Source organism: Flavobacterium pectinovorum, assembly GCF_900142715.1.
Classification (GTDB): domain Bacteria; phylum Bacteroidota; class Bacteroidia; order Flavobacteriales; family Flavobacteriaceae; genus Flavobacterium; species Flavobacterium pectinovorum.
Genome location: NZ_FRBX01000002.1, coordinates 752,802 through 774,394, shown reverse-complemented (window position 1 = coordinate 774,394; position 21,593 = coordinate 752,802). Strand labels below are relative to the sequence as shown.

9 protein-coding genes are annotated in these 21,593 nt (G+C 35.9%); 2 read left to right on the top strand and 7 right to left on the bottom strand.

Translation table 11 applies throughout. The annotated features are described in order from the left end of the window. Positions 1–20: 20 nt before the first annotated feature. Positions 21–929 carry a GLPGLI family protein gene (locus BUE22_RS09910; RefSeq protein WP_073394894.1) on the bottom strand — a complete coding sequence of 303 codons (909 nt, stop codon included), beginning with the start codon at positions 927–929 and terminating at the stop codon, positions 21–23. A gap of 233 nt (positions 930–1,162) precedes the next feature. On the opposite strand from BUE22_RS09910, the gene BUE22_RS09905 reads away from it, so the two are divergent. Both BUE22_RS09905 and BUE22_RS09900 read left to right on the top strand, forming a co-directional pair. Continuing rightward, positions 1,163–1,972, top strand: coding sequence for a hypothetical protein (locus BUE22_RS09905; RefSeq protein ID WP_073394893.1), 810 nt, complete (start codon positions 1,163–1,165; stop codon positions 1,970–1,972). Then, entirely contained in the window at positions 1,972–2,586 is a 615-nt protein-coding gene (locus BUE22_RS09900; protein WP_042566144.1) for a deoxynucleoside kinase, read from the top strand. Before BUE22_RS09905 ends, BUE22_RS09900 begins: the two co-directional genes overlap by 1 nt. A gap of 208 nt (positions 2,587–2,794) precedes the next feature. Here the strand turns inward: BUE22_RS09900 and BUE22_RS09895 are convergent, their stop codons facing one another. From BUE22_RS09895 to BUE22_RS09860, 6 genes are all read right to left on the bottom strand, one after another. Next, complete coding sequence (locus BUE22_RS09895) at positions 2,795–5,341, bottom strand: sodium-translocating pyrophosphatase (RefSeq protein WP_073394892.1); 2,547 nt, start codon at positions 5,339–5,341, stop codon at positions 2,795–2,797. Positions 5,342–5,452: 111 nt separating this feature from the next. After that, the gene (locus BUE22_RS09890) at positions 5,453–5,983 is read right to left on the bottom strand and encodes an inorganic diphosphatase (RefSeq protein ID WP_042566140.1); all 531 of its coding nucleotides are present in this window, start codon (positions 5,981–5,983) and stop codon (positions 5,453–5,455) included. 110 nt (positions 5,984–6,093) lie between these two features. Further along, on the bottom strand, positions 6,094–6,693 hold the full coding sequence (locus BUE22_RS09885) for a DNA-3-methyladenine glycosylase family protein (RefSeq protein WP_042566139.1): 600 nt from the start codon (positions 6,691–6,693) through the stop codon (positions 6,094–6,096). Between the two features lie 298 nt (positions 6,694–6,991). Further along, entirely contained in the window at positions 6,992–9,493 is a 2,502-nt protein-coding gene (locus BUE22_RS09880; protein ID WP_073394891.1) for a DUF5686 and carboxypeptidase-like regulatory domain-containing protein, read from the bottom strand. A gap of 70 nt (positions 9,494–9,563) precedes the next feature. Next, on the bottom strand, positions 9,564–10,541 hold the full coding sequence (locus tag BUE22_RS09875; RefSeq protein WP_042566137.1) for a pyruvate dehydrogenase complex E1 component subunit beta: 978 nt from the start codon (positions 10,539–10,541) through the stop codon (positions 9,564–9,566). A gap of 1,103 nt (positions 10,542–11,644) precedes the next feature. Beyond that, the gene (locus BUE22_RS09860) at positions 11,645–21,592 is read right to left on the bottom strand and encodes an RHS repeat-associated core domain-containing protein (protein ID WP_073394888.1); all 9,948 of its coding nucleotides are present in this window, start codon (positions 21,590–21,592) and stop codon (positions 11,645–11,647) included. Between the last annotated feature and the right edge of the window lies 1 nt (position 21,593).

The following is a 21,593-nucleotide window of genomic DNA, read 5'->3' as shown; positions in this document are numbered from 1 at the left end:
AATTTTAGAAGTTTGAAGCTTTATCTTCCCATCATTGGAGGTGGTCCGCCTGCACGACCACGATTCATTTCCCTAAATTCCTCCATCTTTTTAATTACGGTTTCATCATAATCTTTTTGCGAAATTACTTTTCCTTTTTTAGATGGTTTTATTTCTGCTTTTTCTTTGGCATTCAAAACAATTTTCGAACATAAAATCGTTGTTCTTCCGTCGTTTATTTCTAAAATTAAACCTGGTAAACCCCAATAGTTTTCCGGTCCCTGATTCACCGGAATTTCAGGTGTATACCAAGCTGTTACGATAATTTCTTTTGGCATTTCAAAATTATCTTCAAAGTTGGTTTTTGTTTCTCCCGAAGTTTTTTTGGCTTCATCTTTCTTTTCTTCCGGTTTTTTATCGTCGTTGTTTTTAGGCCTGAAATTTCTAAAATCAGTTTTACTGGCTTCTTTTACAGCCGTAGCTTTGTAACAATTGTAACCGCCAATTTGCTTGGTTTCCTGTTCTAATTTCCAATTCAATTTTGGCAAGGAATCAACAACGAGAAATTCTTTTCCCATAAATTCCTTATCAACTGTATATGATTTCGTTTTTACATCTTTATAAAAAGTTCCGCCGCCGCCCATAAACGAATTCATCATTACTCGCATTCCGCCGCCTTGTTGTCCGGGCGCGTCCAGTTTTTCTTCTTCTTTATATATAGAAGCCGATTTATCAAAATTCAGAATAAACGTTTTCTCCAGCATTTTTTTCATTCGCTCTTCCATGTTCTTTTGCATTTCTGGCGTAATATCCCGATTACCGCCTCGCATACCTTCAAATTTTGGCGCCTGCGTTTTTGACTCATAAACAGCCATTCCCTGAAAATCTTTTTGAGCCTGCATTTGAGTAAATACAAGGATCAAAGACATATATATAATTACTTTTTTCATTTCGTTTTGTTTAAAATTGAGTAAATCCGATAAAACTTACATTCAAATGTATTATTTATTTTAAAATACTGAAAGTTAAATATATCAATTGCTGTAAGGTATAGACAAAATTGCCTATTAGTTAGACTATTACGATTTAGAAAGGGTAAAACTCAAATTCACGTAAATATGTCTTATTTAGGCTGTTCATCGGGTAGTTTTTTGTAATTTGGCTCTTCTGAAATCTTAATCTTATGGGCAAAACAGTTCGTATTTTATTTTTATTATTTATCGGCTGTACTGTCTCTGTTTTTGCGCAAAACCAAAAACTAGATGCCACTTCAATCTCTCATTTTAAATTAGATGCTGATGAATTTATTGGTTATGATTCTTTTGGATTTTCCTATCAGATAAAAAACAATGTTTTCAGCAAAGTAAAAGGAAATGAGGTTTTTGAATACAAAAGCGTTTCTCTCGGAAATATTACTAAAGTAGATATTCTGAATCCTTTGAAAATTGTTTTATTTTACGAAGATTTTAATACTGTTGTTTTACTTGACAATCAATTGAATAAAATGACGGAAATTAATTTTTCTCAAAACAATATCCCCATTGTTGTTCCGGCAATTGGTATGTCTACCCAAAATCAATTATGGATTTTTAATACGTTAAACCAGCAAATTGGCCTTTTTGATTATTTAAAAAATGAATACAAAACGGTTTCTACGCCATTAACAGAAACCATTAAATATTATCAAACTGATTTTAATACTTTTTACTGGATTGATAAAAAGAATAATTGGTTTTCCTGCGATATTTTCGGGAAAACAACGGCTTTGGGAAAAGTGCCCGATTTTGAAAAATTCGAAATTATAAACAATCATCAATACATTTTTAGCAAGGCTAATTTGTTGTATTTTAAAGACATTTCTGATACAAATTCGAATACTGTTTCTGAAATCGAAGTTTTAGAAAAAACCTTTGATAAATTCTGCTACAAAGACCAAATTTTATCTATTTTTACAACTAAAGAAATTACCAATTATAAAATCGTAACACCGTAATGCACATAGCAATAGCAGGAAACATAGGCGCTGGAAAAACTACTTTGACTAAATTATTAGCCAAACATTTTAAATGGGAACCACATTACGAAGATGTTGTTGATAATCCGTATTTGGATGATTTTTACCACCAGATGGAGCGTTGGTCGTTTAATTTGCAGATTTATTTCTTAAACAGCAGATTTCGCCAGGTGCAGCAAATTCGCGAAAGCGGAAAGAAAATCATTCAGGACAGAACAATTTATGAAGATGCCTATATTTTTGCTCCCAATTTATATTCGATGGGATTGATGACAAGTCGCGATTTCGAAAATTATACTTCACTTTTTGAATTGATGGAATCATTGGTAAAAGCTCCTGATTTATTGATTTACTTAAGAAGCTCTATTCCAAACTTAGTAGGTCAAATTCACAAACGCGGACGCGAATACGAGAACTCTATTTCTATCGATTATTTAAGCCGTTTGAACGAAAGATACGAAGCCTGGGTTCAGACTTACTCAAAAGGAAAATTATTGATTATTGATGTTGATAATATCAATTTCGTTGATAATCCCGAAGATTTAGGAAACATCATTAATAGAATTGATGCTGAATTGAATGGGTTGTTTTAGAAAACACGAATTTCACGAATTTACACTAATGTAAAAATGCCTCTAAAATTTTAGAGGCATTTTTTGTTTATTTTATCAACGTTTAATATTTGACAGCTAATAACCGCAATCTATCATCCCGAGGAACGAGGGATGAAAAAAATGTGCAAACTAACTTTGGGTAAGCTTTGTCAAAGTTTTAAACTTTGACAAAGCTATCAAGTTGTTTTTATTTTACAGCTTCTATTTTCGCTTTTACGTCAGCTTCTGTACCTTCAAAAACTTCTGTTGTTGTTGTGCCGTTTTCGGTTTTGGTTACAGTTCCAACTGTTACACCATTGGTCGTAGATAAATTTACCTCAACTCTGTTTTTGCTGTATTTTCTTGTATCAAAACAATCTGTTTTTTGATTCGGATATTTCCCGTTTGCATCGTAATGCGCCAAACATTTTGCCGTTTCTTCTGCAGAACATCCTTTTTCTTTGCACATTTTAATACATTCTTCTTTGGTTAGCATAGCTAAATTTCCGCATTTAGAAGGAGTTCCTGCATGCATTTCCATTTTACAGCAAGCACCTTTTTCTGCAATTCCTGAAGTTGAATGTCCTTCTCCTAAAATTGGAGCAATTACCAATCCGATCAAACAAGTTAATTTAATTAAGATGTTCATTGAAGGTCCTGAAGTATCTTTAAACGGATCTCCAACTGTATCTCCGGTTACTGCTGCTTTGTGTGCATCAGAACCTTTATAAGTCATTTCACCATTAATTAAAACTCCGGCTTCAAAAGATTTTTTAGCGTTGTCCCAGGCTCCTCCGGCATTGTTTTGAAAAACTGCCCATAGCACTCCTGAAACTGTAACGCCTGCCATATATCCTCCTAACATTTCAGCAATCAATTGGTTGTTATCTCCATAAACTAATTTTCCTAATAACACAATTGCAATCGGGAAACCAATGGTTAAAATTCCCGGTAACATCATTTCGCGTAAAGCGGCTTTTGTCGAAATCTCAACACATTTACCATATTCAGGTTTTCCTGTACCTTCCATAATGCCTGGAATTTCCTTAAACTGACGACGTACTTCGTAAACCATATCCATTGCAGCTTTTCCTACAGAATTCATAGCCAAAGCTGAGAAAACCACAGGAATCATCCCACCAACAAATAACATTGCCAGAACTGGTGCTTTAAATATATTGATTCCGTCAATTCCTGTAAAAGTTACATACGCTGCAAATAATGCCAATGAAGTTAATGCTGCAGAAGCAATTGCAAAACCTTTTCCGGTTGCTGCGGTTGTGTTTCCTACTGAATCTAAAATATCGGTTCTTGTGCGGACTTCTTTTGGTAATTCGCTCATTTCGGCAATTCCTCCAGCATTGTCAGATATTGGCCCAAAAGCATCAATTGCTAATTGCATAGCCGTTGTTGCCATCATTGCAGAAGCTGCCAGTGCAACTCCGTAAAATCCTGCTAAAGCATACGAAATCCAGATTGCAGCAGCAAATAATAATACTGTTGGAAAAGTAGAGATCATTCCTGTTGCCAAACCTGCAATTACGTTTGTCCCTGCTCCTGTCGAAGATTTTTGCACAATCGCCATAACCGGTTTTGTGCCTAATCCTGTATAATATTCTGTTACTGATGAAATAGCGCCACCAACTATTAATCCGACCAATGTGGCATAAAAAACTCGCAGTGACGAAATTTGTTGAGAACCTTCACCAAAAAATTCCATTGTCATTACTTCTGGAAGCATATATTTTACTAAAAAGAAACAGGCGATTGCAGTTAAAACAATCGATACCCAGTTTCCAATATTTAATGCTTTTTGAACTTGTGCTTCTTTAGCATTTTCATCTGTTATTTTTACTAACGTAGTTCCGACAATCGAGAATAAAATTCCGAAACCTGCAATTGACATTGGAAGCAAAATTGGTCCGATTCCACCAAAGACATCCTGAATATTTCCACCCATATCTTTGATCACATAGTTTCCTAAAACCATTGCAGCCAAAACAGTTGCCACATATGAACCAAACAAATCAGCCCCCATACCGGCAACGTCTCCCACATTATCTCCTACGTTATCTGCAATTGTTGCAGGATTACGAGGATCATCTTCCGGAATTCCGGCTTCAACTTTACCTACTAAATCAGCACCAACATCGGCTGCTTTTGTATAAATTCCACCACCAACTCTTGCAAACAAGGCGATAGATTCTGCTCCAAGTGAAAATCCTGCTAAAGTCTCTAAAACTTTAGTCATATCTTGAGATGAAGTCCAAACTCCATTCATGAATATTTGAAAGAAAATAATGAAAAAACCTGTTAGTCCTAAAACTGCCAAACCCGCAACGCCTAGCCCCATTACAGTTCCACCTCCAAAAGAAACTTTTAGAGCTTGCGGTAAACTTGTACGAGCGGCTTGTGTTGTTCTGACATTCGTTTTAGTTGCTATTTTCATTCCCATATTTCCGGCTAATGCTGAGAAAAATGCTCCAAAAATAAACGCTACTACTATTAAAATATGTGTGGTAGGAACAATAAAAGATATTCCGGCTAAAACTAAACTTGCAGCAATTACAAAAAAGGTTAGTAATCGATATTCTGCTTTTAAAAATGCGAGGGCGCCTTCGTAAATGTGATCTGAAATCTCTTTCATCTTTCCGTCGCCTGCATCTTGTTTTAAAACCCAAGTCCTTTTTATTCCCATGAAAAGTAATCCTAAAATTGCCATAACAATTGGCAAGTAAATCATAAATGCATTCATAATCTAGTAATGGTTTTGGTTAATAATCAACAATCTAACTAAACGAATTTAAACAAAAAAGCAATACTCCTGACGGAGTATTGCTTTTTTTATAATAGAACAGGGTAAAAATTATTTAATACTAAATAATCCCTCTGGTTTGTTTTCGATATCGTTAAAACGTTTTGTACACTCAGCAATAATTGCAAAAGCTTCGTTTACGTCTCCCCAACCTTCTACATCTACTTTTTTGTTTTCAAGATCTTTGTACACCTGGAAGAAATGCTCGATTTCTTTTACTAAGTGTGGATTCATATCTGAAAGGTCATTTAAAGAATTCCAGATTGGATCTGAAACCGGTACACAAATAATTTTTTCATCCGGTCCTTTATCATCAGCCATGTGGAAAACACCAATTGGTTTTACTTCCATAACACATCCTGGAAAAGTTGGTTCGTTTACTAAAACCAATACATCAAGAGGATCTCCATCAAGGGCTAAAGTTTCAGGAATAAATCCGTAATCAGCAGGGTACATCATTGAAGAGAATAACATTCTGTCGAAACGCATTCTTTTGATTTCAAAATCGTACTCATATTTATTTCTGCTTCCTCTTGGTATTTCGATTAATACATCGAACGTTGTTAGTTTGTCTGCGGTCATTTTCGTTTTTTATTATTTCTATAATTGCGATTGCAAAAGTAACTAAACAATCCTTTTTTACAATAAAAAACTGCATTAATCTGCCTACTTTTCTTTTAAATAACAGACAGTTAATATGTAATTTTCCTATTTCGCTTATTTAGGTAATAATGCCATAACAAATATGTTGCATAAGATCGATATGGCTTCCATTGTTGGGCATGAATTTCCATTTCTTGTTTATCATGAATATCAAGTAATTCTTTGATTGTATTTACGACTGCAATATCGCCTAACGGAATCAAATCAGGCTCTTGTAAACAAAACATCAGATAAATATCGATAGTCCAATTCCCAATTCCCTTTAATTTGATCAATTCTTCCCGAACCTGTTGCGCCGACTTTGTAGCCAAACTTTCAATATCCAGTTCTTTGCTTAAAACTGCATCAGCCAGAATTTTAATATATTTTGTTTTCTGACGACTTACACCAAGACTTCTGAATTCTTCATCTGACAAAACCGACATTGTTTCCGGGTTGCAAATTGTATACGCTTTGATCTTTAAGAATGTGGCTTTCGCCGAATCTATAGAAACTTGTTGCTCAAGAATAAGCAATACCAATGTTTCAAAACCTTGAGGGCGTTTTGGAATGGGCGGTAATCCATACTTTTCTATAATTTCCTGAAAGATTGGATTTTTAGTTGATAGAAAATCGATGGCTTCTTGCATACCTAAGAGTTTTTAGCCCCGATAGAAGCGGTATCCTTTTTCTAGCTTCTTTAGCTAGGAAAAGATACAAGCGGATAGCGGGAATAGCTTCTAAAATTAATAAAAAATCTCGCAAAGACACGAAGTTGCGAAGTTTTTTTGCACGCAGATTTAAGCAGATAAAAGCAGATTTTTAATTTGAATCGAACAAAAAAATCTGCGTGAAATAATTCAATTGCATTTTTAAATAAAATGACAAAAACGCCAAACTGCAAGAATAAAACTTAGCGGCTTGGCGTCTTTGTAGGGTAAATTATTATTAGAAATAGAATCCGAAAGATCCTTTTACTGCAAATTTATTAGCATCCGGAGTATTTAAATAACTTCCTCTCCAGGAGAAATCGATTCTGAAAACTTTAAAGATATTTCCAATTCCGGCATTATACTCCCAGTATACATTCTCTGGTGCATTATAAGGCTGATCTGAAGCATTTATTGCTCTATTTGCCGCAGAAATAGTTCCATGAACTGCTTTTACACCAACAAACTCTCTCCAATTCAGTTTTCTCATAAAAGGGATTCTTGCAAATAATCTTCCTCCAAAATCATGATTCCATTGCAAAGTAGTGTATTGGTCTGTTATGAATTCGTAGAAATTTAAGTTACTAAAGGTATTTTCAATCGTAAAATAAGTCTGGTTTCCGGGAATTACACTCATTAATCCTAGCGGAATTGTTCCGAAAGTTTTTCCTGTTTCCAAAATAATATTTGATCTTCCCAAAGGCCCGATAATAATTGGCTGTTTATAGAATACTTGTATTTTTTCGTAAGCAAAATCACTGTTTAATACTCCTTTTAAACCATAACTAAAGTTTACAAAGAAATGACTAAAAGGACTATCGACAAGATCTCTTTCTACCCCAAAACCAATTGTTTTACGGTTTGGCATAAATTCGAACTGGATATTAGCTTCTGATTGCGTTACGGCACTTTGTACAACTCCTGCAGGATTCTCTGCTGTGGGCAATGTACTATAATAATTTAAACTAAAAGTTGGTGAAGCTGATTCTAAAGTACGATATGAAAGTCCAGCCTGAACAACAAAGTTTTTCATTGGTTCCATTTCAACCGAAATATTACTCAAATTAATATTGGTTAATTTTCCGTTGCTTCCAGTTGTAAACAAGGCTGAAGAAGCAAAACTTCGGCCTAAAATATCGTTTGTTGTGGTTAAACTGGCTCCAATTTGTTCAATATCACGCCTGTTTCCGCCCGAAATGATGACTCTTTTTTGTTTATCTACCATCCATTTCCCTGAAACTCCGTATTTGAATTTACTATCATCAAAACCATAAGCTGTATAAGCTTGTATACGCCATGGATCATTTGGTCCAAAATACGTTCGACCTCCTACTCTTAATCGTAAACCTTCGACTTCGTTGTAGCCAAAAGTGGAGAATATAGGTCCGAAATCAAAGTTTTTAAACTCGACATAGCCACTTCCTAAAATCGAAACAAGACTATATAATTGTTTAAATCGCTTAACGGTTTGCAACGTGTCAAGCATTTTATAAATTCCGGCTTCGTCTTTATTTAATTTTTCAAAACGATTTTCTTCCCAGAATTCAGGTGGTCTGTCATAAACAGCATTGTCTATAAAATTGACTTCTTCTTTATAAAATTTCTCCGGCTTTGGAATATTGAACTTATGATTTCGGAATAATGTGGTACGTTTTCCATAAACACCTTTTGATTTTTCTTTTTTATTTAAAGCAAAATCAGACATCATGTAATCGCGCGTCAATAGAAAAACAGAATCATTTTCTACCTCAAATTCCTGTTCGATATAAATATCTTTTACCCAGTTAATATTGGCGCTTTTAGTAACACCCATATTAATTTTTTTGATGGCAAAAGTAGAATCGTTTACCCAAAAATCTCCTTTAAAGGTTAATTCGTTTTTACGCCTTGGATAAAAAACAATATTATAACACCATTTTTTGTCAATAAATGCACTGTCTTTTAAAACATAATTATAGACGTCAATTCCGGTTTTTGAAAGCGGACTTGTAAAACTTTTGTCAAAAAAGGTAAGGTGATTGTCGTAGATATTATAATCTGAATAAAGATCTTTTACAAATGACAAAATCTGCTGATTTCCATTGAAACCAGACATTTTATTCCCTGTAATATTCTCTTTTACTTTCTTTAATTTGTTATCGCCATAAACGTCGTAAACCGATTCATTGATGAAAATAGGCAAATAAGTTTTTCCGGTAACATCTGATGTATCAACATGATCAAATACAAACTCCATTCCTTTAAAAAGTTTGTTTTTCATAAAAGCACTATCGATCGTGTTCATGTCGAACTCGACTTTCTCGTACTTTTGCATTTGATATTGGTTGAAAAGATATAAACCGTTTTTACGCTTTCTTTCCCAGATTTTTCTCAAAATATCTAATGCCGGATTGTTCTTTTTAGATGTTTTCCCGGTAAAAATTACAACTTCATTAAGCGCCTCGGCTTCCCCTAAAACAATTTTAAAATCATAATTTACAGCTTTATCTAATGGAACTTCTTTATCTGAAAATCCTGCAGATGTAACTAGTAAAGCCGTATAAGTATTTGGCGATTCAAGATAAAAACGCCCATCTTCATTAGAAACTATTCCGGTATTTGATCCCTTAAAAACAACATTTGCAAACGGAATGGGCTGATTTGATTTATCCAAAACAATTCCACTCACTTTCGTTTGTGCAGTAGCAATATTCGCAAATGCGAATACCAAAAATAGACTAAGTAAAATTATTCTTTTCATTGTCTGGACAAAAAAAAACTTCATCAATTAACTATGAATGATGAAGTTTTGCGAGTATTTTAAATTTGTATTATTTGTATAACACTTTTTTAACTGCTTTTACTACATCACCTGCATTTGGCAACCAGTCTTTTAATAATACTGGAGAATAAGGTGCAGGAGTATCTGCAGTTGTAATACGTTGAATTGGCGCATCAAGGAAGTCAAAAGCTTGCTCTTGAACGATATACGTAATTTCAGATGAAATACTTGCGAACGGCCAGGCTTCTTCTAAAATTACTAAACGATTTGTTTTTTTAACAGATTTAAGAATAGCATCTTTATCCATTGGACGAACAGTTCTTAAATCGATTATTTCGCATGAAATACCTTCTTTAGCTAATTCATCGGCAGCGATAAAAGCTTCTTTTATGATTTTTCCGAAAGAAACGATAGTAACGTCTTTTCCTTCACGTTTAATATCAGCAACTCCCAATGGAATTGTATATTCCCCGTCTGGCACTTCACCTTTATCACCATACATTTGCTCAGATTCCATAAAAATTACAGGATCATTATCACGAATTGCAGATTTTAAAAGTCCTTTTGCATCATAAGGAGTTGAAGGTACAACAACTTTAAGTCCCGGAGTGTTAGCAAACCAGTTCTCTAAAGCCTGAGAGTGTGTTGCTCCTAATTGACCTGCAGAAGCAGTTGGCCCGCGGAAAACGATTGGCACATTAAATTGTCCCCCTGTCATTTGACGCATTTTAGCAGCGTTATTTATAATTTGATCAATACCTACTAAACAGAAGTTGAAAGTCATATATTCAACAATAGGACGACAACCGTTCATCGCTGATCCTACTGCAATTCCTGTAAAACCAAGCTCAGCAATTGGAGTATCGATTACTCTTTTTTCGCCAAACTCAGCAAGCATTCCTTTTGAAGCTTTATATGCTCCGTTATATTCTGCAACTTCTTCGCCCATTAAATATATGGATTCATCGTGACGCATTTCTTCGCTCATCGCTTCACAAATGGCCTCTCTAAATTGTATTGTTCTCATATTTATATTGTATGTTGAATTTTCTGAAGAGCAAAAATAAATATTTTAAATAACTTAAAAGCATAAATTGAATTTAAAATCACTCGAAGTTCTTTCTATATTTAGGTTTTAACTTTTTAAACTTTATTGTGATATTTACGAAATCGATGTAACGTTAGTTGTTTCGCTTATAAAAAACATTTTTTTGAAAAATTTTATTTTATCTTTTTAACGTCGGTTATCTATTATTCATTCAAAAATGATGATACTTAAAAAGTAACAAATAAGGGCTATTTCAGATTTTATATATTTATTCTTAAAATGACTTTCAAAAAACAAAGTTTATAACCTCAACATTCCCTCTTTTTTATACATATTATAATTTATCTTTTATCAGTCACTATCATTTTACAAAATATCCTAAACTGCAACTTTAGCCCTATCCTCAAAGCTATGTTACATAATAAGTCATTATAGTGCTACCGCTCCCGCGCTGCACTATAAACTCATTATGTAAAATAGCTCGTTTCCTTAAGACCTTTAGCAAACCCCCAACGCTTCTGCCCTTGCGCACTACGATTTGTTTTTTATTTTGTTCAATCGCCACAAGGCTAAGCATTTTTTTTAAAATAATGCCAGGAATTTAACATTTCAATTACAACTTTCTGCGGTGGCATTATTCTAAAAAAAACGCCGATCTCGTTTGTGTTTGGAATTTCTAAAACATAAAAAAACCTCGCCAATTGGCGAGGTTTAATTCTTTTATTCTTTGTCGATGCTCTTTGAACCACACGAAAGGATTCGTGCGGGAGCTGTGGTCAGGATCTTTTCGGGTACTTTCTCTTATTCATAAAATTTAGAAGTTTAAAAACTACTAGCCAAGTTATTAAAAACACTATTGATTGTAGGATAAAGATAGCTATAAAGGAAATATCAACCATTACTAAGCCAAATAATAGAATATTTACTGGAATAGTTAATATTACTAGAGGTAACCACAAAGGATTATTATAGTCAAAACCCATTATTGAATAATCAGGAAAACTTACCATAACAGCGATAGTTCCCAATAGTACGTAAAAAAAGCTTATTATTAGTGCTTTACATAAGTTTTTATTTCTCATTTAAAATGATGGATTAGTTAGAGATGCAGGAACTACCAAAGATTGTCTAATATTAGACCAACTTTGTTTAAAAGATGAAGCGGCATTTAATCCATCTCTTAAAATAATGGCTTTACTCATTAATTTATATTCTCCAGCCTTACTATATTTATCTACCAATTTATCCATACTTTTTACGAATGTATTATCAGCAGTAGTTGTTGCTAAATCTACAAAGAGCCCCCCTCCACCAACAGCTCCTATTTTATCATAGTCTTTGTCGTGATTAAAAGCAGGAATTTCTATTTCGGTAGGTTTTACTGAATAATCAGATTTTCCATTGTATTTCTTAGGATTATTAGCTCCGGGATAATTATATCCAAATAAATTTTTATTTAAAGTTTCTGGATTTAACTTGTCAAGATCTACTTTATTATCTTTCATAGTTGAATATAATTTCTCAGCACCTTTCTTACTTAAATCTGCATTTTCGTAGTTTTTATTCACATATGTCCTAAGCGTTTCTGCATTATCTCCTTTATCCTTAACTAAAAGTCCACTCTTGTTAGGATGCCATTTATTTTCCTCTGCACTCATTCCCGTAGGATCGATAAATTTCAAAGGATTATTAAGAGCGTAAGCATATGAAGACCAACCTTTAAATTTCTCCGCCAACGGGTCAACCGATATAAAAATCCCAAGTTTCGGATCCTGATATCTAGCACCAAAATAATACATTCCCGTCTCTCTGTCAAGTTCTTTGCTCGTAAATAAATACGGCGTATTCCACTTAGCATTCTTCTCTTCCAAGAAAACTTCCCCGAAAGGTACGTACTCTACATGCTGAACAACCTCTCCATCTAAGTTGCTAATATACGAAGAACTTCCCAAATGATCAGGGTGATAGTAAAATTGCTGCAGTTCGGCATTATCATTTTTGGCTGTCATTTTTCCTGTTGAAGAACCACCCGAAGCGGTTCCTCCGGAAGGATTACAACAAAATCCAAGTCCGTTTACATAATCATTATTATCCAAACCATAGTAAGGAACGTCAAGCGAAGCATAATTTGCTTTAACTGTTTCTAACGATTTTTTGTATTTAGTATCATAATCTACTTTTACACCAGAGAATGATTCCCCTGCTTTTTCAACTCTTCGAGGGTCTGCACCATAACTGTCGAAATCTCCAATCTTACTTACAATACGCTGTGAGCCTATATAAATATGTTTGGTGTATCTTCCGCCATTCTGAGCTACCAAATAAGGATTTACATACAGTGAAAAATCACTCGTAGAAGTTTTTCCTCCAGAGAAAACAGAGTTCACAAAAATACCTTGTCCGCCTCCGGACATTTTCGTTATACGTTCTCCGCCCGCATCATAACTGTAAGATGAAACATAACCGTTTATACTTACTGCTCCCAAACGATTTTCTTCATCCCAAAGCATTTTTTTCTCAAATGCTTTTTCAGCTATTTTTCCGTCAACTTTTACTTCTTCGGTATTCACGTAAATCATGTTTCCGTTAGCATCATAAACATACTTGTTGTTTTTTTGCTTGTCGACTTTCGGGTCTGTATTTTTAGTTCTGTATTCTGTTTCGGTTACATTATCGAGCTGGTGTTTGTTATTACTGTTATAATTGTAATTCATTACATAACCTGCTTTCAAAGCTCCCGGATCACTTACTTTGTTCTGCGCTACGTTTTGTGTTTTGCTCACAATATTGTGCAGATCATCATATTTCATTGTCAGGTTGTAATTGGCCGTTTTTTGGTCAGATCCTGTGTACACTCCACTCGCACCGGTTAACTGGTACAAATTATCGTAACTGTAATTGTGCGCCATCATACCGCCCATTTTGGCTGTTACACCTGCAGCGCTATTGGTCACATTCAGTACATTACTTACTTTGTCGTACTGGTATTTATTGTTCATGAACATTCTTGGCGTATTGGTACCTTGATATCCTGTTCCTGAAGCTACGGTCATATTATCCAATCTTCTTCTCAGAGGCTCGTAATTGTATTTGGTCTCTGTTCCGTTACAGTATTTTAAATAACTTCTTTGTTCAAACTTATCATAGCCTATCTTGTTTACATAATTGTAACTATATGCTTTTTTGCCTGCCACTGCCTGCAATAATCCTCCTGAATTGTAGGTATAACTAATTTTCTCCTGATCGGGATAAATCATTTCCTGCAAACGGTTCCAACTGTCATATTTCCAGCTTGTAACATAGGTTGCAATGGCTTGATTAGGCACAATTACGGTTCTACGAATACTTTCAATCTCGCCCATTACACCGTATGAGAATTCTTGTGCGCCTGTAACGTCTTCCATCAAAATTAGCTTTCCTCTACGGTTCTGGCTCTCGTTTTTAGACCCAAAAACATACCGTACATTATTTTCAGGATGCTCCGGATAATTAATATTCGTCAATCGGTTGAAATCATATTCATACGTAATCTTTTTGCTTTTAGCTTCCAGATTCGCGGTTTGTCTTTCGAGTAAATTCCCTAAAGGATCAAATTTAAAAGTACTTTTTCCGGCGTCTGGCTGAATAACTTGTATACGTCTGTCGGCTAAATCATAAGTGCTTACTGTTTGTTGTCCCTGCGCATCTGTCACGGTAATATTTCTTCCTATTCCGTCATAACCAAACTGTGTAGCCACATTGTTGGCATCAAGAGTTTTCATGGTCAGTCCTGAACCGTTGGCAAAACTTGCATTGGTATTGTTTAATGCATCTGTAACTTCTGTTTTAAGTAAATTACTTTCTATAGTATAAGCCATTTTAGTTGCTGCACCATCGGGCAAAGTCGTTGTAATTGGTCTGTCCAAAATATCATACGTCGTTTTGGTCGGCGCAGTCGAATCATAACTATCCATAAATTTATTCCAATCGCCCAAAGGTGCTGTCTGTGGGTAGTAGGCTTCTTTGGCACGGCCAAAAGCATCAAACTTCGCACGGCCTGAAACCACCATTACATCACTTTGTTGATCGGGTGTTGTATTATTTGTAATTGCAGCATCTTTCTTAACCTGAATTGGCCTTCCTAATCCATCAACAAAAGTTACGGTTTCGATAGGATCATTTGGATGCTGAGCATCAAAATGTTTCGTTCTCGCATAAGCGGTTCTGGTGATATTTCCGTTAGAGACCATTGTAGTTGGAAAATAATCCATCATTATGGTGTATGGCTGTCCTGTTGCAGCTTCTTTTGGTCCTTGTACTTTGGTCAAACGTCCAAATTCGTCTATTTCTTTTTTCATTACATATCCGTTAAAATCCTCTGTTTCCAGTGCGATCCCATATTGCATATCATAATTCCTGAAGTAGGTGCGAAATTCAAAATTATCTACAATTTCTTCCAGATACATATTATATATATTGTCATAGCGGTATTTATAAACCAAACGCTGTTTCTTATAATTTTCCGGGAGTGTTTTTTGGGTTATATTTCCGTATTTATCATATTGTATGTCGGTAACAGCCCATTGGCTATCATTGAGCTTCTGGCTTACCTGCGTTAAATGATTGTCATAATTCATGTCGTAAACGGCTTTTATCTCGTGTACAGCCAGATTGCCCATCGTAACTTTGCTGCTCGTTGGCAATCCTATAATATGCTTGGTCAAATTATTAGCATAACCAATCTCGGTTTTATAATTTCCGGTGCTGTTGTCTTTATAACTGTAACTCTTCAAATCACCAAAATCACCTGACCCTACATAGTACTCGTTATTTATTTCACTTAATTTAAGTGGTGTTGTCCCTCCTTCATAGGCAAAAGAAGTCGTATTTTTAACTGGATTAAAACTCACACCCCTGTCTGAACATATTTTAGCTGTTGGAGTAAAATCATATTTATCGCCTGTTGCTTTTACTCCATATGTATAATAATCCTGACTACTTTGGTTATATTTTACTCCTGAATTTGAAGTACTGTTTACACCCTCGTTACTTTCTAAAACTGAACTTAATAAATGCCCGGCATTATAATAATCAGACACATCGTAATTTTGTGTTAGTGTTCTGTATACTTTATCGCCATTCTCTGTATCGATACTTTGGGTTTTTACTTCTCCAAAACCAAGAAAACTTCTTTCGTGACGTTCGTATTTCCCTTTAGCATACGCAAATTGTGTTTTCATATCAGGACCATCGTTGGCGATTCCGTCTTTTACAAGTACACTTTGCATTACCCATTTCCCTCCCGGGTGGTCGTATGTTGGGGTACTTCGACTATAGTCTACAATAAACTCACCTCCAAGCGGCGTGTGAACTGATTTTAACTTATTGGTGCGCGCAATGGTAGAGCGTTTTACGCCCATTGCATCATCTGTCGTAGAGGTCAGATAATCAGGAAAACCGTCACCGTCGATGTCTTGCAACATTGTTTCTACACGGTTGCTTGAAATTCCTGCACTTACTCCTGGATTAACTGCTATTTTAATTTGAACAATAGGTATTGGTACTACAGCAGTAAACGCTGTATTAAGGGACTCTCCAGTTGAAGAAACCTGTCCCAAAACTCCTAAACCATTCCATGACATTGGCGCGCTGTAACGATCTCCTAAATTCAAACGAACTAAATTATTCTTAAACACCTGATCTACCAGTCCATCACCATTTACATCCTGCAAACTAAAATCAGTCCATGTAATCGTTTTGGTAATTCCATAACCTGCACTGATCGATGAAGATCCCAAATCTACTCCCATTCCTATACTAGGAAATATAGATTCTCCTTTTGTAATATCTTCCAGTCCATAATCTATTGGTTCTGTGAAACCATATCCTAAATTAAGCTGTACTTTTTTGTTACTTAGTATCTTATCAGGCAATCCATCACCATTAAGATCCGTCCAGGATTGAACTGTTTCTTCTTTATTATAACTTATTCCACCGTTTACGGTAACTGCAGACGATTCCTCTTTGGCCTTATCTAAAGCGGCTTTTGCATTAGCAACTGTCTTTTCTGCTTTTTCTACCGCTTCACATGACCCTCCTTTATTTTCCCCGGCAAGAGCTTTTGCCGCTTTATTATAAACTCCTTGTGCAGTTGCTATTGAAGATGCATGCATTGCTCCACCTCCTGCTGATATACTATAAGACTGAGAACTACTGCTGTGTAATCCACTAATAGCTATATTTTCTCCGTCAAAACCACCTTTACTATTTGTCATCTGGATATTTGCTTTGGTAATAATATCCGGAAAACCATCACCGTTCATGTCCTGGTAGTCTGATAAGACTTCAGAGTTTCCATCTGCTTCACTCACTGTAAAAGCACCGGCCCCGATTTGTCGTGCTTCACTTTTTGCTTTTGTTATTTTATTAATTCCAAATGCCGTTGAACCCTCTGTACAATATTGATTGTTTGTATTTAGATTTCCGACAGCCAGGCCTTCTAATGGATTTGTCAATACTATATTATCTTCCCCCAAACGTGAACTTGATACTATTGCCCCATTAATATAAGTTAAATTATCTGCTCCCGACCAATATTTTTTAGTTGTTACATCTGGAGTCATAATAGTGAAAATCATTTTTCGAGGGTCTGTTTCTGCTTTGTCAGAATCCGGCAATACGAGTTTACTTTCGTTTATAGGCTGGTTGTAACGCCCATCCATCGCATTGTATATAAATTGTCCCCAATGGCGTTGCATAGGTCCAAATTTCTCGGTATCAGATAAAACCGGAGCAAATACTGCTGCTGTAATTGAAGTTCCGTTTACAGTTACTTTCGTTACAGCTGTTGCGCTATTTCCTAAAGCTGTGCGATCAGATACGGTATATTCTATCCAGATTTTGTCACCTGCCGCTGCGGTTACTGCTAATGGTGTTGCAGCTGTAAGTGCGCCATTTAGCATAGTGTAGTTTTTCTTGCCTAATAAAACTCCTGTACTTGTTTTCGCAGATAAGGTTACTTTATAAGCAATTCCGTTAGTATTGACTGCTGTTAATGCCGGTGTCAAAGTAAGTGTTCCTGCAGCTGCTGCTGTGTACAATTGTCCTTCTATTAAGTGAGTGCCAAAAAGGCCGTAGTCTTTAAAAGGTACTGTTTCATAATCTGATGTTCCGGTTATATTGGCAGAATTTACTCCTGTACAATTAACATCTGAAGGCACCGGAGTTATCGCACTATATTGCCCTAAAGGACAATGCGTTAGTTTTGCATCCCAGCTTATTTTGTCCCAAGCGACATTCGTATCACTGGTTATGGTAATTTTTACTTCCTGATACTCTTCTGTAAGGGCAGGCAGCACCGTTTTTGCTGTTAATACGCCATTAGCAGTTTCTGTAGCGGCATAGGTTTTGCACCAAAGTGTATTAAATATACCTGAACTGTTTTTTCCTAAGAGGCTAACCGTAACGGCGTCACTAGTAATGGGTTTTGTAAATGTCCCCGTTACCTGTACTGCGCCCGGCTCATTTACTTTCTGGATTACTATGTTAGACGTATTATTATCTACTATAAAACCTTCTGTTGCTCTATAGCTAAAACGCTGCTGCCCGTCTGGATTTGTAGGCAAATTGGTTCTGGCGACATCGGTATAAGTAATAACCGGGTTCCAGTCGACCTGATCAAAAGCACCATTGGCCAAATCTGTACGTCCGGACTGTACCCTGAAATATATTTTTTCACCTTTAGTTACAGTCTGTGAAACCGCTGAAAGATTTGCTGAAGGTGAAGTTTTTGTTAGTGGCTGCTGTGTTACAATTTGTGTTGATCCTTTTTGGATCCCAACAAATACACCATCTGCCAAAGCATATTCGGCTTCATCATAATTGCCTGTTGGCGCAATAAGCGTCGCTGTACTTTCTATTTTTATTGTTCCTGCAAAAGGTGCTTCCCATACCCTTACTACATCGTGTAAAGGAGAATTGGCAATTGCCTCTGCTTGTTCTGCCGGATCTACCGCTGTTACACTGGTATCTATAGTTCCGCCTCCCATTATAGGGCTGGCTGTATCTGAGCTTGAAGTAGTAAAGGTTGGTATTGCATTACCGTTAAGATTGACAATATGGTTGAAGTATACCACCCCGTCACGAACCAAATCGACTAGCCCATCATTATTAACGTCCTGAAAATAAGCACTATTAATAGACTTACTATTTTCATAACTTGTTCCTACTGTAGCTACTGTAAATCCAATTCCAATTTTTGCTACTACTCCATAACTTGTTGCTGTTGATTTAGAAAATGAAATAGTTGAGATTCCATGAACCTCTAATCGATCTCCAAAAGTATTATTACCCATATTCGGGCGGTAATAAATATGTCCTGATTCATTAAAAACTTTATCAGCAAGACCATCGCCATTAATATCCACCAAGGCCAATAGTCCCTTTGATTGTGAAGGTGAAAATGAAAAGTTAGCCCCAATAGTATTACTTGCAGAAGCATAAACTTTGTCATCAAGGCCTACTCCTACAAACAATGAGAATCCTTCAGAGGTAGAAACTCCACCTCCTAATGCTGATATTTTGTCATTGAAACTAACACCATCTCTTGTAATATCTGTTTTAGTAATAACACCATTACCGGTTATTTTATCGCTTCCGGTACTCCAGTTTTCGGTATCATTTTTAAAAGGCACATAACCTTCAGCTGCCTTTACATCATCATAATATTCAAAAACATGTTCGTTAAATTTGGCACCGCTGGCATCATTTTGTACTATTTTTTCTAAAAGGGTTTTCTTGAATGCCCCGTCGTCTTTTTTATATATAAAGGAATAACTTCGTACAGTATTATAACCCAAATTTATTACTTTAATATTAGTCAGTAATCTTTGCTGCGAAGTTAAAAACCCATAACGTCCGCTATTGGTTTTTACTGTTTTAACAGCACCGCTTGTAAAGAGAAGACGAGAGAATAAAGTTGTATTAATGCGGCCATAATCTATGTAAAGTAAAGTTTTAGAGCCTGCGAAAACTTTACCAACGGTTTCATTTCCTGCACTATAAACATATGCCATGTAATCACCGTGCGTATTTGTCACTTGGCCCAGATACCATTCTGCAATATTTCCATTCTGCCCTTTAATTGCTTCTCTGTAAATATAAACAGTACCGCTTTTATCTGTTACATACCAGCTGTAATCACTGGTACCATTTCCTTTCCTTATAATTTTACTAAAATTACTTTCCGTTCTAGGATAAAATTGTACTTCACCGCTTTTACGGGCTATTTTATCACCACGATGCGCTACTGTTGCATTTTGGTTGTCCATTTGCACTAGCATTACGCCGTTAAGGCTGTACGTTTCTGTTTCTTCTGTAGGGCTAAAACGCGGTACTCCCCAGCGGGTATCTACCGTAATTTTAGGTATTTCTATGTCCCAGCCTTCACCAAGCCAGCCACTACCTCCATCACTATTATAAGTTACATTGATGCTGGGCTGCATTCCGTTTCGTGCTGGCGGCACTTCGATAGCATAACTTAAATTGGCAGATCCCTGTTGGTTTGCGCTTGGCGGCAGTATGGTTTGTATTGCTGCTGTAGGATCTGCTGCCTTGATGTCGTTCATCATGGTTGCTGCAAAACCTTGCGTGTCCGGAGATTCAGGTGTTTTGATAACACCGTTGATCATATCGGTAAAATGAGTTGTCTTTGAGATGATGATTTGATTTGTAACATCTAAACTATCACGCTCCAATGCTTCCCAATGTCCTGTGTTTTTATCAAAAAAGAAAGTACGAATGTCTTCTTCCGTATAACCTGGAGGAAGTAATTCTTTGTTGTATCCTAATTTTACCACCGCTCCATCAGCAAAATGTTCTCCATGTGGTAAAAAACGATATCCTCTGCCATTTGTTAAATTGGTCATTAAAGGATCTAATGCCGGCAAATCAATGGAGCGTAAAGGGGTAATGCTTAATGTTTTATTTTCTAGTAAAGCAGTATTATCAACTTCAATACTTGCAGCACCAATAGACAATGTCATTTTTTGTCCTTTTATAAATGTTTTTGAACTTCCTGAAAGAACATTCAATAAAGGTTCCTTATGTGTTACCGAAACCGGTTTCATTACAATATTTTGATGTAAAGTTTGTCCGGCTGCAGTAATGTTTACAGTTGCTTTTGAATCATTTTGCGCTGGCATGACATACTCAAAAAATCCGTTTTGATGGGGAATTTCTTTTCCTTCAATACTAATCTTGCTGTCTGCTGTTAATCCATCTACAAAACCACTTATATATCCTTGTCCATTATAACTTAAAGCAGTAAGATTGTCTAATTGCAATGATTTTGATTTCCCTTTTTCGATTACCAAAGCAAGGTTACGAACCTGATAACCATAGGCTGCATTTTCGGGTAATGAAAATAAAAGAGTGTTATTTCCCTGCTGCAGGCTTGCTGTATTAATATATTGTTCCTGCGTGCTCCACTGGTCACTTTTCTGCACCCAGTTACCTCCTCTTGAAAATTCGTCGTTGATACTGATTGCTGCACCATGATAATCTGAAATACCCTGCAGTTCGTAAACAAGTTTAACACGATCTCCTGAGTTAAGTTTTTCCTTAAGTGAAAAATGGAATACATTATCTGCAGGATTATCCAGAAGTTTACCGGCATATACTCCAATTACTCCTCCGTTTTCGGCTGCAGGAATTACAAGTTGTTTGTTTTCATCAGGCAGGTTTTCGGTCGTTTTTTTCTTGCTGTTACTATCCGTTGCTTTCAAATTTGGCAATACTGCCGCATGCTTCTGTGTGTTATTTTGAGTATTTGCTCCCGATGCTGTATTAAAAGATACCGTTTTGGCAGTACTAAAATTATAGGCAAGTGCGCTTTGCCCAAAGATTATGACAGCCAATATACTCGCAGTAATTCTTTGCAAGTTTGATTTTATATTTTCTTTGTTTTCCATTATGGGTATTGATTTTCCTGAATTGGTATGGATGATTATTTTTTGATCTGTAATCCTGAGGTTTTGAAAAAAAGCCTTCATT

What these genes read in the sequence shown, in the direction of transcription:
- BUE22_RS09880 (WP_073394891.1), bottom strand. Translation starts at nt 9,493, where the DNA reads ATGAAAAGAATAATTTTACTTAGTCTATTTTTGGTATTCGCATTTGCG.
- BUE22_RS09860 (WP_073394888.1), bottom strand. Translation starts at nt 21,592, where the DNA reads ATGAAGGCTTTTTTTCAAAACCTCAGGATTACAGATCAAAAAATAATC.
- BUE22_RS09895 (WP_073394892.1), bottom strand. Translation starts at nt 5,341, where the DNA reads ATGAATGCATTTATGATTTACTTGCCAATTGTTATGGCAATTTTAGGA.
- BUE22_RS09885 (WP_042566139.1), bottom strand. Translation starts at nt 6,693, where the DNA reads ATGCAAGAAGCCATCGATTTTCTATCAACTAAAAATCCAATCTTTCAG.
- BUE22_RS09875 (WP_042566137.1), bottom strand. Translation starts at nt 10,541, where the DNA reads ATGAGAACAATACAATTTAGAGAGGCCATTTGTGAAGCGATGAGCGAA.
- BUE22_RS09900 (WP_042566144.1), top strand. Translation starts at nt 1,972, where the DNA reads ATGCACATAGCAATAGCAGGAAACATAGGCGCTGGAAAAACTACTTTG.
- BUE22_RS09905 (WP_073394893.1), top strand. Translation starts at nt 1,163, where the DNA reads ATGGGCAAAACAGTTCGTATTTTATTTTTATTATTTATCGGCTGTACT.
- BUE22_RS09910 (WP_073394894.1), bottom strand. Translation starts at nt 929, where the DNA reads ATGAAAAAAGTAATTATATATATGTCTTTGATCCTTGTATTTACTCAA.
- BUE22_RS09890 (WP_042566140.1), bottom strand. Translation starts at nt 5,983, where the DNA reads ATGACCGCAGACAAACTAACAACGTTCGATGTATTAATCGAAATACCA.